Raw genomic sequence first — 13986 nt, 5'->3', positions numbered from 1 at the left:
GTGTGTAAATGGTATTTACTAAATTTTATAGTTCAAATCTTGATTCGAGGGTTATATAAATTTAAGTATTCTTGAAGAACTTTAGACAAATCATTATAATATTCAACATTAAAAAATTTCACATAATATAAGAAATAGTCTGATTGATCTACAAAGAAATCATTGTATCCTATCCAAAGATTATCATTTTTTATTATTATTTTTTAATTTGTTAAAAAAGTCCCTTTGACTTTCAAGACTTGTAATTTCATCATTTTTTGCTGACAATATTAAAAGGGGAATATCAGTATCCCTTAAATATTTATTAGCTGTTAAATCACTAAAATCAAAACCATAGCGTTTTTTTGAAATTAGATTGCCAGACATGACCATTAAATATTTATGGATACCTGTTTCTTTTTCTATATTATCAAATTCTTTATAGATCATCTCTTTTCCATTAATAACAGGGGAGTCAAAAATTAAAAATTCAGGCTTAATATCGAATTTTCCAATGGAAATTGCAATAGCCATAGCACCCATAGACTGACCCCATAATATTTTTTTCCTATTATTAACTTTATCTGCATATAAAAAGATATCCTTCAAATCATAGGCTTCATAATAACCAAAGGTATTTAAAGGTGCAAAATTTTCTCCCGAATTTCTTTGATCATATAACAATAGGTCATAACCAAAATCTAAAAATAACTCTCCCTAAAAATACATTTCTTCCTTTAAAGCCCCAAGTCCATGTGACATAATTACAAGGTCCTTCATATTCATTATCTATGTATAATGCAAGAATTTCGTGGCCATATTTCTAAGATTTAATTCTTAAGTTTTTGGGCCTATATTTATTTGAAAATTTTTCATATTTTCTTTTATATTTTTCTTCATAATATTTAAGGGTATCTTCTCTTGAAACCAAGTTATAAACACCTTCAGTAACTTGATAGCCAATAACAAAAAAAGTTATTGTTAGACTAATAAATACTGTAGTTAAGATTATTTTTATGATTTTTTTAAACTTTGAATTTTTCATTAAGGACTCCTTTTCATTAATATAAATTATTTAGAAAAAAATAAAGTATAGTGAATGTAAGAATTATTTAAATTTTTAAAGACTTAAAAATATAAAGTCTTTAATGGAAGAATTTTTTAATTGAGTGTATAATATAATAAGAATAAAAATAATTTATCTATAAAGGAGAATATAATGACTAGCGAAAACAATAAAATTGCAATTCAAGAAACTTATGGCGATAGATTTCAATATTGCTGGGGATGTGGACCAAAAAATGAAGAGGGTATACATATAAAATCATATCCAAGTGAAGATGGACAGTCCTGCTATTGCAAGATTGTGCCTGAAGAAAAATATACCGGTGGAGTTCCAGCAAATCTTTTTGGAGGAATGATTGCCATGATTTTTGACTGTCATGGAACTGCATCAGCAGCATGGTTTAACCATAATAATAAGGGGCTTAAACTTAAAGAAGACACGGTAATTGGAAGATACATAACAGCAAGGCTTGAAATAGACTTTAAAAAACCGGTTCCCATGAATAAAGAAATTACAGTTACAGCTAAGGCTGAGGAAATTGGCGAAAGAAAAATTATCGTAAGTATGGAAATGGAAGCTGGCGGAGAATTGAGAGCAAAGGCAAAAATGGTTGCAGTTGGCGTTAAGGACAATATGTAATTTCGATAAATTGGTTTTTTGTGCTAATAATTGGTTTTTGATAAAAGAATTGGTGAAAAAATGTGTAAGTGGTCTTAGCAAAAGTCAAATGGAAAGCCTAGTCAATAGAAAAATAAATGATAAGAATGGAATTAAATGACTAGGGGTGGAAGTGTACAAATGATTGGCGGAGCAGATGTAGAAACCTCAATTTATACTAAATTAAATAAAAAAAGTTTGTTGTCTAATAAAAGATATTTTATATAGAAATCCTTTTTAATTTGTTAAATAAAAAACCCTCCAAAATGGAGGGAATGAATTTTAAGCCATTGTCCAACCGCCATCAACAGGAAGATCAACACCTGTTAAGTAATAAGAATCGTCAGAGATTGCCTTTCCGCCCTTATCTTCAATTTCTTTTACAAGCTTCTTTTAATTGATATTCTTTTCTAGCAACTAATACAATTTTTGCTCCTTCTTAATAAAATAATAGGGCAGTAGCCTTATCAAAACCTGAAGAAGCACCAGTAATAATTGCAACTTTATTTTCTAATTTCATAAGTACCTCCTCTTATAAATATTATAGTACATTTTTACCAATAAAATTTAGTATTCAAATAAAGTTTTTCCGTAAAAAGTTATATTTATATTTCCAAAAATAATGAAAGGGAAAAAAATCTTCATGATATAATGAGATAAAATGCAATTAAAGTTATGTGAATAATTAAGTGTATTTTAAAAGTAATCATAAAATCGTAAATCATAAGGACGATTTTAAATTTATTGATATAAAAAATATGCCTAAAACATCTTATACGTCAAAAACCATAAAAGTTGCTGAAAAAATATCTTGGATAAGGACTGGAGATTCAAAAGATTTTGCTATAAATCAGTGCGGAGCTACGGTAGCAAGTAATATTTTCCTTTATTACAAAGAAGGCCTAGGAGAGGATTTTGCATATACTTTAAATAGTACAGAAATTTTTGCAGAAGTATATGATATACTAGGAAACGGGCCAATTATGTCAATTTCAGAAGCTTTGAAAAAATATTTTAAAAAATTTGGAATTATAATTAAGACTAAGGACCTTTATAGTTTTAAAGATTTAAAAAAGGAAATTGAAAAGAATATTATTGTTGCAATTCTTTTGGAAAAGGGTCTAATGAATTGGCACTGGATAATTTGTCTTGGCTATAGAATTTACGTTGATGGTGCTGAATATTTAAGAATTATCGATGGATGGAATAATAACATTGACAAGTTTTATAAAATCCAAAGGGGAAGGGAATGGCTTTCAGCAGCAAGCTATTTTATAAAATAATTAAGGGGTTATTATGAGTAAACAAGGTATTTTTGAAAAAATTCTATATTATATTGTAGGTTTAGTACCACTTTTAGCTTACTATTTTATTACTAAAGATTTTTTTAAGGTCAATCCCTTTAAGGATCTGGCTTTAATTTTTTCCACATATTTTATTCTTTCTTATATTTTATTTCCAAGGTCAGGAAAAATTTTTAGCGAAAGAAACGAAAATTCCAGTTTTTGGGGCATAGCTGGCCCAAAGACAAATCTTTTAATTGCCTTTATTTTCGGGCCTTTCATTTTATTTTCTCATAGACTAAAAATTAAAAAATTTTAAAAGAAGCAGATCTAAAAAAAATAGACCTGCTTTTTGTTTGTAAAGGGAAGGATTTCTGAAATCCAATATTGCAATAATTATAATTAGCTATATTAAAATTTCTTTTCTTCTTTCATTTTTTTAATAAGTTCATTTTCCCAATAGGCATTTAGTGTGATTAAATGATTTAAATCTTCTTCCCATGCGAAATTCTTATTTAGAAGCTCTTTAAGCATAAGCTGATTTGTTTTAGCATCACATAGGTCTCCTAGTTTTGTCTGTATATTCTTAAAATCTTTAGAAATATTGTCATCAAGAGAATTGATATAGTCTCCAAAATTTTCCATAACACAGTGCATCTTCTTAGCTGTTTTTCTTAAATTATGAGTTCCAATCATATTTTCATAGTCATTATGGTTTGCAGTCAGCTGGAAGTCAATCATTTGATTAAAATAACGCTCATTAATTTTATTAGCTAGGGAATCTTCTTTTAAGTCTAAATTATTTAAAATTTCTGAAAGCTCTGGAATTATTGCCAGACTATTTTCAAAAATCATCTCTCTTAAAAGTTCGTTCATTTCATTTTTTTCTTTAGCTTTTTATAAGATCCGTAATTTGATAGTAATTTTTTAAGATATCATTGTTTTCTTTTTGATAATCTTCAATCTGTTTTAACAAGACATCTTCTTCCCTAATTCTTGAAAACTTAAGAGCCAATTTTTTTAGAAAATCTCTTAAAAACTTGTTTTTTTCCTGATCAGTAAAGGGTCTTAAAAAATCAAGAAGAGATCTTAAAGTTCTGGCATTAACTCGAATCTTGTGAACAGCTTCTATATTATTGGCATTTTAGAAAAGAATAAGAAGAGTTTTTTCAAGAGTTTCCCGCTTTTGCTTTAAAATATTTAAAATGTCATCTTTAGCAGAGCAGTCATTAGATTGACCATCAGGCAAAAGAATTCTACCCTTTGATTTTATTTGCCATGGAAAATCAATTATATTATTTTCGTTTAAATCAATTTTAAAAGCCAAGCCATTTTTATTAGAACCTAAAAGAAGTTTAGCAAAGGAATTATAAAAGTTTTCAGGCAAAATTAAAAGGGAATTTTCGCCAGGATTTAAGTCCATAATATAAGATAATATTCTTGGTTTGATAAAAAATCAAAAACCCTTAAAGACTTATTCTTTAATAGGGGAAGAGCAATATTATCAGCACTTAAAATATAGTTTGGTAAATTTGCTCCCTCTATATAATAAATATTTTCTAATAATAATCCTAAATCCCTATAATTTTTACTTTCATTATTATGAAAATCTTTGCAAAAGATTAAAGATAAGGGCATATAATCACATCATTCTATATACTTGCTTTTATTATATCAGAAGTTAACTAAACAATCAGCTAAAGGATTATAAAATTTACTTTACAAAACTTATATGTTTGAAAATTATAAATTTACAATTTTTCTCTATAATAATCTTAGGAGGAAAGTATGAAAGAATTGAAATTATATTATTCTAAAGAATATTATTTGAGTAAGGCAATTTTAATGTTTGTTTTTGGATTTATGCCACTTGTTATTATTATTGTAGAAGAAAACTTGCAAGATGGCACACTAAAAACTCTAGTAAATTCCCTGGCCTTTATTTATATAGTTTTTTGGATAATTTATATTTTTAGAAACTTTGGAAAAGTCTTTAAAAAAGATATAGCCTTTATTTTAGATGAAAAATATTTTTATGATAATTTTTCTCCCTTTAAATTTGGAGATGTTTTATAGAAAGATGTAGTTTCTATAAATACAGAAGAATTTACATGAACGACATAAAATCCAAGGATGGATATATATTGGAAAAATAATTTAACAGAATTAAGGCAGAATCCTTTAATAGAAAAAAACAATATTTAATTTACACAGCAGATTATCAGAATCTATAAATCCTTATTTATCATAATATAAGTAAGGATTATTTTTATTATGATTAAGTAGGTCATAATTATTTTTTAATAGTCTTGTCTGCATTTAAAATTACTATTCTGTCATTTTCTTCTAATTTTGTATCGCCACTTGGTACGACTATTTGTCCTGTAGGTTTTTGTAGCATTATTATTAATTCATTTGGATCAACTTTTATATCTTTAATTTCCTTATTAATCCATTCATGATTACCTGAAAGTTTTATTTCTATTAATTCTTTTCCTGATGAGTCAAAATAAGCCTGACCACCTAAAACAATGTCATCTCCCACTTCTATTAGTGTGTTGCCACGAGGGACAATTGTCCTTCCTCTTCTTTCAATTTTTGCAACTATTATATTAAAAGCAATTTCTATGTCTTTTATCTTTTTATTTGCCCATTTAGAATTTTCTATAATTTTTGTTTTCAAAAATCCAAGACCAGACTTGTCCTGATAATAGTTAAAAGTTCTTAAGACTGTGTCATTTTCTTCAAACATATTTAGAGCCTTTGTTGATATAGGCATTAAAACCCCTTGAATTAAGGATGAAAATAGGCAAATTACAAATACTATTGAAAATAGATTTATGGAAAAATTTGCTCCTGAATTTACTGCCATTATGGCAAAGGCGATTGCTGCTGCACCTCTTATGCCTGCAATTGAAATTAAGGTCATTTGATTATTTTTTAATTTAAAGGGCTTCATTATACAAAAAACTGTTAGGGGTCTTGCTATAAAAAACATAAACAGCATTAAAATAAGTCCAATGGGAAGGGCTTTTATAAGTAGGGAAAAATCTGCAAGAAGACCTAATAAAAAGAATAGGGCAATTTGAACAATGCTAGTAACTCCATCATAGAAAAAAACAACATCCCTTTTGCCAGGATATTCAAAATTTCCAATATAAATTCCCATTAAATATAGGGCAAGATAGCCATTTCCTCCAAAGGCATCTGCAAGTCCATAAGTTCCAAACATAATGGATGCAATAAAAACTGCAAAAAGTCCGTCTTCATTAAAATTAAGAAGTTTTATTAATTTTATTACAATTATTCCTACTAAAAATCCTACTAAAATGCCAACGAAAACTTGTTTGAAAATTAATAAAAATACATTTACATCTTTCCCTAAAATTAAAGATAAAAATACCATAGTCATTGTATAGGCAGTGGGGTCGTTTGATCCAGATTCTATTTCAAGAAGGGAAGCAGTACCATATTTTAAATTTAGATTTTTTGAAACTAATATATTAGATACTGATGCATAGTCAGTTGATGAAACAACAGAACCTAATAGCATTGATTCTAAAAGAGGAAACCTTAAAATAAAATAGGAAAAAATACCAGTTAGAATAGCCGTTAAAAACACACCAAGGGAAGATAATATCATTGCTTCTTTGGCAACGTGTTTTCCCATAGACCAATTTGTACCAAATCCACCATAAAACATTATTACCATTAGGGAAATGGAAGCAATATTATCTGCTATTTGAAAATTATTAAATTCTATTCCTAGCCTTGAAAATATTAGTCCTAATATAATAAATAAAAGTAGTGCAGGAAGGCCTGATTTTGACGATAATTTTATGGCAACTAGGGCGAGAATTAGAATAAGTGTAATTAATAATAAATTCATATAATCGCTCCTCTTATTTTAATTATAGTATATCATTTAATTTTATAAAACAAAAGGGATATTTTATATTGTGGAATCTATTCACTATAATAAAATTTTTTTTATAATTTTTATTAAAATTTTGCACGTATCTTACAAATTAAGAAAAAAATTTACTTTTATCAAATAAAATAATTTATTGGGATAAAATTTATCTCAAATTTATATAAAGGTGATAATTTGAAAATTTTACAAGTAACGGATTTACACTTAGGAACTTTTCCCTATAAAAAAATGATTTAAAAACTGTAAAGCTAGTAAAAAAACTAATTGAAAAAAATGAACCTGCCCTTATAGCCTTTACTGGTGATGTAATATGTTCTGCTTCAACACAGGCTCTTGAAGTATTTAAAAATTTTGTTAAACTTATGGATTCTTTTAAAATTCCCTATGCTATGACTTTTGGAAATCATGATTCTGAAAGGTCGATTTTGAATTATTATATAGAAAATTTTGAAAAGGTAGATAAAAATACTCAGCTTGCCTTTAGAGAAGATGAAAAACTAAAGAAATATATGAAAAACTATATGAATTTAAAAAATTTTACTAGAGAAGATCTTTTTAATGGCCATAGGAACTTCATCAATCATTCCAAAGACATAGTTCATATTTAGGGGTGATGTTATTTTAAAGGCCACCTTTTTTTCAAGATTAATTTGATCTAAAATGAAATTAAAAGAGGCCTCAGGAATTCCTTCTTGACAAACTGGCCTTACGGCTTCAAGTCTTTTTCTCTTTTTTAGAATAGTCTTCATATATTCTTGATAGTCTTCAAATTCTTCTTGGGTATCTCTATCATCTTTAAAGTCAAAATTTCCGGTTACCTTAAAGACAGATTTATTTAAAACTTCATAGTCCTTAAAGATTTTTTCAACAAGATTTAATAGAATATCTTACATTAAAATGTAATCAACTAAATTTAATACAAAAATACTTATGAATTTTAACTTTTCTAAAAGAGGAACTTTCTCTTCACATACTTCAAATCAAACTCTTTCATTAAATCTTAACCACGAAATTTCACGATTTTGAAAATAAACTTTTTTATCCATTATCCGCCTCTTAAAACTTTAAAAATTAAATATCCTTCTCTTAAACCTTCTTCTGAAACAATTATTTTCTAAATATTTAAGTGCTGACAAACAGTTTTTAAAATTAAAATTCCAGGAACTATGGTATGAATTTTGTTTGGATTTACTTTTATTACTGTTCTAATAGTTTCTAAATCCTTATGTTTAAAATTATTTAATAAAACTTTTAAATCATAAGTATCAAATTCATTTTTATCCTTATCACAAAGTTCAGATATAATTTTGCCAGTTGCACGAATTGTTCCTCCAATGCCAATTAAAGTGTCATAGGAATCCTTAAATTTTTTGTTGGAAATCTACTTAATTATATGATTTGTAATTGGGATAAATTCTTTTTTCTTGGGAATTATTACTGATGAAGCTCCACCAATATCCATACTTATGCCCTCATTGACTTTTGTATTGTGAAGAATACCAATATTCCCAATTTTTGCTTCATCTTCTTGGTACAGAAGGTCAATCACTATTTTGCACTCATACTTAACCTTCCTTATAATTTCCTTAGAATTATTAATATTTCTTAGGGAAGCTGTGGCAAAAGCATTAAAACTTTCTACGAGCACTTCATCACAAATAAGCTTAATACTTTAAAGGATTTCAATTAATTTTTTTACAGCCTTATCTGATAACTTTTTAAATTCCACATAATTAATTAAGCCTGCTGTATATTTTTTATTTAAGATTTTCTTAAAATCATTATTAATAACTTCAAAAATTATAAACCTAATGGTGTTTGAACCAATATCTACTGTTGCGTGTTTCTTTTGAAACTCCTTGATAAATTATATATTTTCCCAATTGACAAAAATTATGCTATAGTTAATGGCAACAAAAAAGAACTTAATCGCCTTGTATTAAACAACATGTACATGCTATGTCCCTCAATCTGCAGTTGACCCAGTAAAATAAAATAATAAATTTTGGCCCCTAGGAAAAAATTCTTAGAGGTCTTTTTTTTACATTAAATTTCTAATTTTGAAAATTAAAAGGGTTGGAGTAAATCCTTGTCTTTCTAATTTAAAATATCTTTATTAATTTTTTCAATTCTTCTCTTATTATAAAAGTAAAATCCAGACCATATAACTAAAAAAATTAAAATAAACAATAGATTACTAAAAAATAATTCTTTAAAGTTTGAGAACCAGCATAAATAAAAACCTACAAAGGAATAATAGATTAATAGTAAAAGTAAATGCAGAGAAGTTGCAGCTAAAAGTGAAAACTTGTCAATATCATATAAGATTCTTCCTAAGGCCCCAACAAGCCCAAAACCTCCATATAGCACAAGCTCGATAGCCCTTGCATTTACAAGATTTGACTGACCTTCAAAAAAATTAGGAACTCCAACAATAATTTCTCCTAAAAGATATGAAATTGAAAGCTCAACAAGGGATCCAATTCCAACTCCAATTAAAAAACTAATTAACAAATTTTTTAAAATTTTCATAATTACCTCCTAAAAACCCAATAAATTTTTAAATTCTTTTAAATTTCTTCTGGAAACATAAGTCGTTTCTCCATTCTTTAATTCCACAGCAATGGTTCCCTTAAAAGATAAGTCCAGTTTTTTTATAAAGGAGATATTTATTATTTCAGACCTTGAAATTTGAATGAAATTTCTCTTGTCAAGGCGACTATAAATTTCGTAGAGTCTAAGACGAGATTTATATGATTTTTTAAGATCTTCAATAATAATATCATTATTTTCAGTATAAAATCTCACAATATCCTTAACGGCAATAATATATACATCCTCGTCATCAAAGCCTATAAAGATATTATTATTTATTGAATTTAAAGATTTTTCTAAATTTTCTATATCCTTGCTATAGGAGTTGGCAAAAATTTTTATTATTGTTTCCTTATATTCTTCATCTATAATAACTTCTACTTTCATACTTCCTCCTTAACTTATCTTACATAAATTATATAATTTTAAAAATTCTATGCTACAAAATTCCTACAAGCGGTTTATATTTAACTATAAGTGGTAATTCTTTTTATCTTATGCCCAATTTTATTGAAATTTATTGTATAAAATAAAAAACAAAGGGGTAAAAATAGAAAGCGAGGAGGGAATTATGAGAAAAAATTTAGGAATTAAATCTTATTTACTACCAGAGCCTGTGGCAATTATTGGAACTTACAATGATGATGGTAGTCCAAATGCCATGAATGCTGCATGGGTTTCAATGGCTGAATCAAATAGAATATCTCTATATTTAAGTTCAGGTCACAAGACTGTTAAAAATCTTTTAAAAAGAAAGGCTTTTACAATTGGTCTTGCAAATTTAGAGCATTTAGAAGACTGTGACTATGTTGGCCTTACATCAGGAAATAAAGTTACAAATAAGCTTGATGCTACAAGTTTTGAGATAGAAAAATCAGAATTTGTAGATGCACCTATTATTGCAAATCTACCAATTACTTTTGAACTAAAGGTATTTTCCTACCATGAAGACACTGAGCACTTAGTTGGTGAAATTATAAATGTCTCTATCGATGAAAAATATATAGATGAAAATGGGCAAATTGATGTAGAAAAAATGGAACTTTTAACTTATAATTCCATTGACCTAACTTACAATGTAATAGGTAAAAAAGTTGGAAAGGCATTTTCTGACGGAAAAAAATTAGGAGGAAATAAATGAAATTAGTAGGCTATAAATCTTGTAATACTTGTAAAAAAGTGGAAAAATTAATGAATGACAAAAATTTAGAATTTGATTATAGGGAAATTGATAAGGATACCCTAAATAAGGATGAACTAAAAAAACTTCAAGAGGAAAGTGGACTTGAAGTTAAAAAATTCTTTAACACTTGTAGTGCTCCTTATAAGGCAAATAATTTAAAGGACAAGCTTAAGGATATGTCAGAAGATGAAAAATTTAATATGCTTGCCGAAGAACCTATGTTAATCAAAAGACCTATCTTAATTGATGATAATACGGTTTATGTTGGACCAGATGTGAAAAAACACATAGAGAATCTATAAGGATTATTTTTAATCCTTATACATATTTAGATAATGAAGTATTTTTATTATTATAAAAGCCCTAATAATTTTTCTAATATTTATTTATTAGGAGATGGAGAATTTTTAAGAGGTCTTTATTTTGAAAATTCAAATAATTTAAAAGCTATCAATCTAAGGAGTTATAGGATGAATAAGGAAGTTTTTGAAACTAGTATTTCTTGGCTTAATATTTATTTTAAGGGAGAAAATCCTCACTTTTTACCTAAATATTCACTTGGAGAAATTTCAGACTTTAGACAACTTGTTTATGGAGATCTTTTAAAGCTTTCTTTTGGGGAAGTAGCTTTTTATAGTTATATTGGAGAAAAAATTGCAGTTAAGAAAAATATAAATTCAATGTCAAGTAGGGCAGTGGGAACTGCCATTGGCAAAAATCCTATTTCTATAATTATTCCTTGTCATAGGATAATAAGAAAAGATTTAAATATTGGAAATTACGATGGTGGATTTGAAAATAAGAAGAATCTTCTAGAACTTGAAGGGAACACTATTAAGGATTTTAAAATTGTAAAATAAAATGAAAGATAAAAAACTTCCAGCCTTTGGGCCTGGTCCTATTTACGTAATAGGCTGCTTAATTTTAACGATTTTTGGAATATATTTGGACAAAAAAGGCTTATTAAATTTTGCAAAAGTAGAAAATTTTAGATATATTATTATAGGCCTTGGCATACTATTAATTATTTTTGGAATTATCCTTTGGGTTTTAGCTGTTTTTAAGTTTAGAATAAACTATATGGCCCAAAATAATATACTTATAAAAGATGGCGTTTATGCCTATGTGAGAAATCCTGTATATTCAGCATTTTTATTTGTTTTCACAGGCATACTTCTACTTAGGGCAAATTTTCTTCTTTTAATATTTCCAATAATATTTTATTTTTATATGACTTTGCTCTTAATTAACACTGAGGAGAAATGGCTTTATGAAGTATTTGGAGAAGAATATTTAGAATATAAGAAAAAGGTGAATAGGATAATTCCATGGAAAAGAAAAAATGAGTGATTAATTTCACTCAATTTTTTTATAATTCTATAAATTTCCACTCTCCATTTTCATAAAGAGTGCAAGTATTTGGTCCATCTTTTGAAAGGGAAATAGATCCAGGATTTACTACTAATATATCTCCATGCCTTTCCAAAGTTTTTATATGGGTATGTCCAAAGCAAACTGTATTAGCACCCAAATGATAGGCTCTTAAAATTCTTTCATCTAATGTTTCTTCATATCCATGAACGGCATAAATTTTTAAATCCCCGAAATCAAAAAGTCTTTCCTTATGACTTAGATTCTTTCCAGTAACCATTTGGTCAACATCACTATCACAATTTCCTCTAATATAAGAAATATTCTTATCTCTTAAATACTCTGCAAGCTTGGCAGGTTCATAAGTTGAAAAAATTGGATTTCTTGGTCCATGATATAAAACATCTCCAAGATGAATTATATGGTCACACTTTCCTAAAGCCTCAAGTGCTTTTTTGGTCTGTATATAAGAACCATGACTATCTGAAATTAAACCTATTTTCATATTATCACCTATTTTTTAGAAAAAATTTTAAGCATAATTTTAGTTGAAATATAAAATAAAATTAAAACTAAAAAAACTCCACTCATTCCCAGTATGCTAATTTCAAAACCTTTTTCCATAATACTTAAATCCATTTTATCACCATCCCAAAATCATTGGTACAAGGGCAAGAATCATTGAGCCAGCAACAACTGATCCAAGCTGTCCTGCAACATTTGCACTCATTGCTTGCATTAAAATAAAGTTAGTTGGATCTTCCTTTGTTGCCATTTTTTGCACAACTCTTCCACTCATAGGAAAGGCTGAAATTCCAGCTGCACCAATCATTGGATTTACTTTATTCTTTAAAAATAAATTCAAAATTTTAGCAAATATAACTCCGCCTGCTGTGTCAAAAATAAAGGCAACAAGGCCCATAGCCATAATCATTAAGGTGTTAATATTTAAAAATGCTTCTGCACTCATTGTTCCGCCAATTGTTATACCAAGTAAAATTGTGATTAAATTTGCAAGACCGTCTTGGGCAAAAAGTGATAGCCTTTCTAATACACCGCAAACCCTAATTAAATTTCCAAACATAAGAGCTCCGATTAGGGCAACAGACATAGGAGCAATAATCCCTGCAATAATTGTTATTATAATAGGAAATAAAACTTCAACAATTTTTGGAACTTCAACTGTAGTATATTTCATCCTAATTTTTCTCTCTTGTGAAGTCGTTAATAGTTTAATGACTGGCGGCTGAATTATAGGAACAAGCGACATATAAGAATAAGCAGCTACAGAAATTGGTCCTAAATAATTTTGGGCAAATTCTTTGGCAACATAGATTGATGTTGGACCATCAGCTGCACCTATAATTCCAATTGAAGCAGCTTCTGGAAGGGAAAATCTTCCTGTGGAAAGGGCAAAGAGCATTGTTGCAAAGATTCCAAATTGTGCTGCTGCACCAAAAAATAACATAAAGGGAGAAGCAATAAGGGGTTTAAAGTCAATCATAGCTCCAACTGCAATAAAAATTAAGACAGGAAATAATTCCGTTGCAATACCCACATTATATAAAATAGTTAAAAAACCTCCATCACCAATGGCTGATGACAAGGGTATATTACATAAAATTGCACCAAAACCTATAGGCAATAATAAAGAAGGCTCATATTCCTTAGCAATTGCTAAATATATAAGTAAGCCTCCAATAATAAACATGATGCATTGATTTAGCTCAAGATTCAAAATTCCTTCAAATAATAATTTCATTCATACCTCCTAAATATAAATTATAACTATAAATTTTTAATTACTCAAGAAAATATAAAGAATTACTTCTTTAATAATAATTCAATACTATAGAGTTTATTTATTTCCTTATATTTAATTTACCAACATTAATTATAAAACAATATATAATATTTT

Annotated in this window: 21 protein-coding genes and 2 pseudogenes; 9 read left to right on the top strand and 14 right to left on the bottom strand. The window is 27.7% G+C overall.

What is annotated here, in order from left to right; genetic code table 11:
* Positions 1-183: 183 nt before the first annotated feature.
* Positions 184-672: pseudogene (locus tag BQ4446_RS05815) on the bottom strand (alpha/beta hydrolase family protein); the annotation flags it as partial.
* 130 nt (positions 673-802) lie between these two features.
* Entirely contained in the window at positions 803-1024 is a 222-nt protein-coding gene (locus tag BQ4446_RS05810; protein WP_071027485.1) for a hypothetical protein, read from the bottom strand.
* A gap of 174 nt (positions 1025-1198) precedes the next feature.
* Between BQ4446_RS05810 and BQ4446_RS05805 the strand changes: the two genes are divergently transcribed.
* The 3 genes from BQ4446_RS05805 to BQ4446_RS05795 all read left to right on the top strand — a co-directional run bounded on the left by BQ4446_RS05805 (position 1199) and on the right by BQ4446_RS05795 (position 3304).
* Complete coding sequence (locus tag BQ4446_RS05805; protein ID WP_071027483.1) at positions 1199-1684, top strand: acyl-CoA thioesterase; 486 nt, start codon at positions 1199-1201, stop codon at positions 1682-1684.
* A 707-nt stretch (positions 1685-2391) separates the two neighbouring features.
* Positions 2392-2985, top strand: a complete 594-nt coding sequence (locus tag BQ4446_RS05800; protein WP_071027481.1) for a hypothetical protein — start codon at positions 2392-2394, stop codon at positions 2983-2985.
* A gap of 13 nt (positions 2986-2998) precedes the next feature.
* Positions 2999-3304, top strand: coding sequence for a hypothetical protein (locus BQ4446_RS05795; protein ID WP_071027479.1), 306 nt, complete (start codon positions 2999-3001; stop codon positions 3302-3304).
* Positions 3305-3396: 92 nt separating this feature from the next.
* Here the strand turns inward: BQ4446_RS05795 and BQ4446_RS05790 are convergent, their stop codons facing one another.
* The 4 genes from BQ4446_RS05790 to BQ4446_RS05780 are packed head-to-tail and all read right to left on the bottom strand — an operon-like array spanning position 3397 to position 4623.
* Entirely contained in the window at positions 3397-3861 is a 465-nt protein-coding gene (locus BQ4446_RS05790; RefSeq protein WP_071027477.1) for a CHAD domain-containing protein, read from the bottom strand.
* Positions 3862-3874: 13 nt separating this feature from the next.
* On the bottom strand, positions 3875-4117 hold the full coding sequence (locus BQ4446_RS08830) for a CHAD domain-containing protein (protein ID WP_083329045.1): 243 nt from the start codon (positions 4115-4117) through the stop codon (positions 3875-3877).
* Positions 4118-4129: 12 nt separating this feature from the next.
* Complete coding sequence (locus BQ4446_RS05785) at positions 4130-4408, bottom strand: hypothetical protein (protein ID WP_071027475.1); 279 nt, start codon at positions 4406-4408, stop codon at positions 4130-4132.
* Entirely contained in the window at positions 4399-4623 is a 225-nt protein-coding gene (locus tag BQ4446_RS05780; RefSeq protein ID WP_071027473.1) for a hypothetical protein, read from the bottom strand. Before BQ4446_RS05780 ends, BQ4446_RS05785 begins: the two co-directional genes overlap by 10 nt.
* A gap of 150 nt (positions 4624-4773) precedes the next feature.
* On the opposite strand from BQ4446_RS05780, the gene BQ4446_RS05775 reads away from it, so the two are divergent.
* Positions 4774-5061 (top strand): hypothetical protein, encoded by a 288-nt coding sequence (locus BQ4446_RS05775; protein ID WP_071027471.1) that lies wholly within the window; start codon positions 4774-4776, stop codon positions 5059-5061.
* Between the two features lie 217 nt (positions 5062-5278).
* Here BQ4446_RS05775 and BQ4446_RS05770 read toward each other — a convergent pair whose 3' ends face one another.
* A complete protein-coding gene (locus tag BQ4446_RS05770) occupies positions 5279-6874 on the bottom strand; it encodes a potassium/proton antiporter (RefSeq protein ID WP_071027469.1) in 1596 nt (531 codons plus the stop codon).
* A gap of 296 nt (positions 6875-7170) precedes the next feature.
* On the opposite strand from BQ4446_RS05770, the pseudogene BQ4446_RS08135 reads away from it, so the two are divergent.
* Positions 7171-7527: pseudogene (locus tag BQ4446_RS08135) on the top strand (metallophosphoesterase family protein); the annotation flags it as partial.
* Here the strand turns inward: BQ4446_RS08135 and BQ4446_RS08625 are convergent.
* From BQ4446_RS08625 to BQ4446_RS05750, 4 genes are all read right to left on the bottom strand, one after another.
* The gene (locus BQ4446_RS08625) at positions 7447-7779 is read right to left on the bottom strand and encodes a hypothetical protein (RefSeq protein ID WP_245149706.1); all 333 of its coding nucleotides are present in this window, start codon (positions 7777-7779) and stop codon (positions 7447-7449) included. The pseudogene BQ4446_RS08135 and the gene BQ4446_RS08625 sit on opposite strands and share 81 nt — an antisense overlap.
* Positions 7780-8300: 521 nt before the next feature.
* The gene (locus tag BQ4446_RS08620; protein WP_280630413.1) at positions 8301-8579 is read right to left on the bottom strand and encodes a Ppx/GppA phosphatase family protein; all 279 of its coding nucleotides are present in this window, start codon (positions 8577-8579) and stop codon (positions 8301-8303) included.
* 437 nt (positions 8580-9016) lie between these two features.
* Entirely contained in the window at positions 9017-9451 is a 435-nt protein-coding gene (locus tag BQ4446_RS05755) for a DUF3021 domain-containing protein (protein ID WP_071027463.1), read from the bottom strand.
* Positions 9452-9460: 9 nt separating this feature from the next.
* The gene (locus BQ4446_RS05750; RefSeq protein ID WP_071027462.1) at positions 9461-9901 is read right to left on the bottom strand and encodes a LytTR family DNA-binding domain-containing protein; all 441 of its coding nucleotides are present in this window, start codon (positions 9899-9901) and stop codon (positions 9461-9463) included.
* A 184-nt stretch (positions 9902-10085) separates the two neighbouring features.
* Between BQ4446_RS05750 and BQ4446_RS05745 the strand changes: the two genes are divergently transcribed.
* The 4 genes from BQ4446_RS05745 (at position 10086) to BQ4446_RS05730 (ending at position 12047) form a co-directional block, all read left to right on the top strand.
* On the top strand, positions 10086-10655 hold the full coding sequence (locus BQ4446_RS05745; protein ID WP_071027460.1) for a flavin reductase family protein: 570 nt from the start codon (positions 10086-10088) through the stop codon (positions 10653-10655).
* A complete protein-coding gene (locus BQ4446_RS05740) occupies positions 10652-10999 on the top strand; it encodes a Spx/MgsR family RNA polymerase-binding regulatory protein (RefSeq protein WP_071027458.1) in 348 nt (115 codons plus the stop codon). Before BQ4446_RS05745 ends, BQ4446_RS05740 begins: the two co-directional genes overlap by 4 nt.
* 168 nt (positions 11000-11167) lie before the next feature.
* On the top strand, positions 11168-11557 hold the full coding sequence (locus tag BQ4446_RS05735) for a methylated-DNA--[protein]-cysteine S-methyltransferase (protein ID WP_167632537.1): 390 nt from the start codon (positions 11168-11170) through the stop codon (positions 11555-11557).
* Position 11558: 1 nt separating this feature from the next.
* Entirely contained in the window at positions 11559-12047 is a 489-nt protein-coding gene (locus tag BQ4446_RS05730; RefSeq protein WP_071027455.1) for a methyltransferase family protein, read from the top strand.
* A 19-nt stretch (positions 12048-12066) separates the two neighbouring features.
* On the opposite strand, the gene yfcE is transcribed toward BQ4446_RS05730, so the two are convergent.
* From yfcE to BQ4446_RS05720, 3 genes are read right to left on the bottom strand one after another with little or no spacing between them, the layout of a single operon-like run.
* Positions 12067-12573 carry a phosphodiesterase gene (gene yfcE, locus BQ4446_RS05725; RefSeq protein WP_071027453.1) on the bottom strand — a complete coding sequence of 169 codons (507 nt, stop codon included), beginning with the start codon at positions 12571-12573 and terminating at the stop codon, positions 12067-12069.
* Positions 12574-12581: 8 nt separating this feature from the next.
* Complete coding sequence (locus BQ4446_RS08125; RefSeq protein ID WP_083329043.1) at positions 12582-12707, bottom strand: OadG family protein; 126 nt, start codon at positions 12705-12707, stop codon at positions 12582-12584.
* A gap of 4 nt (positions 12708-12711) precedes the next feature.
* Complete coding sequence (locus tag BQ4446_RS05720) at positions 12712-13830, bottom strand: sodium ion-translocating decarboxylase subunit beta (RefSeq protein WP_071027451.1); 1119 nt, start codon at positions 13828-13830, stop codon at positions 12712-12714.
* Positions 13831-13986 lie beyond the last annotated feature (156 nt).

This window comes from Peptoniphilus raoultii (assembly GCF_900099555.1).
Taxonomy (GTDB): Bacteria; Bacillota; Clostridia; order Tissierellales; family Peptoniphilaceae; genus Peptoniphilus_A; species Peptoniphilus_A raoultii.
Note: the sequence above shows the minus strand (reverse complement) of the source record. Positions and strands in the feature narration are given on the sequence as shown.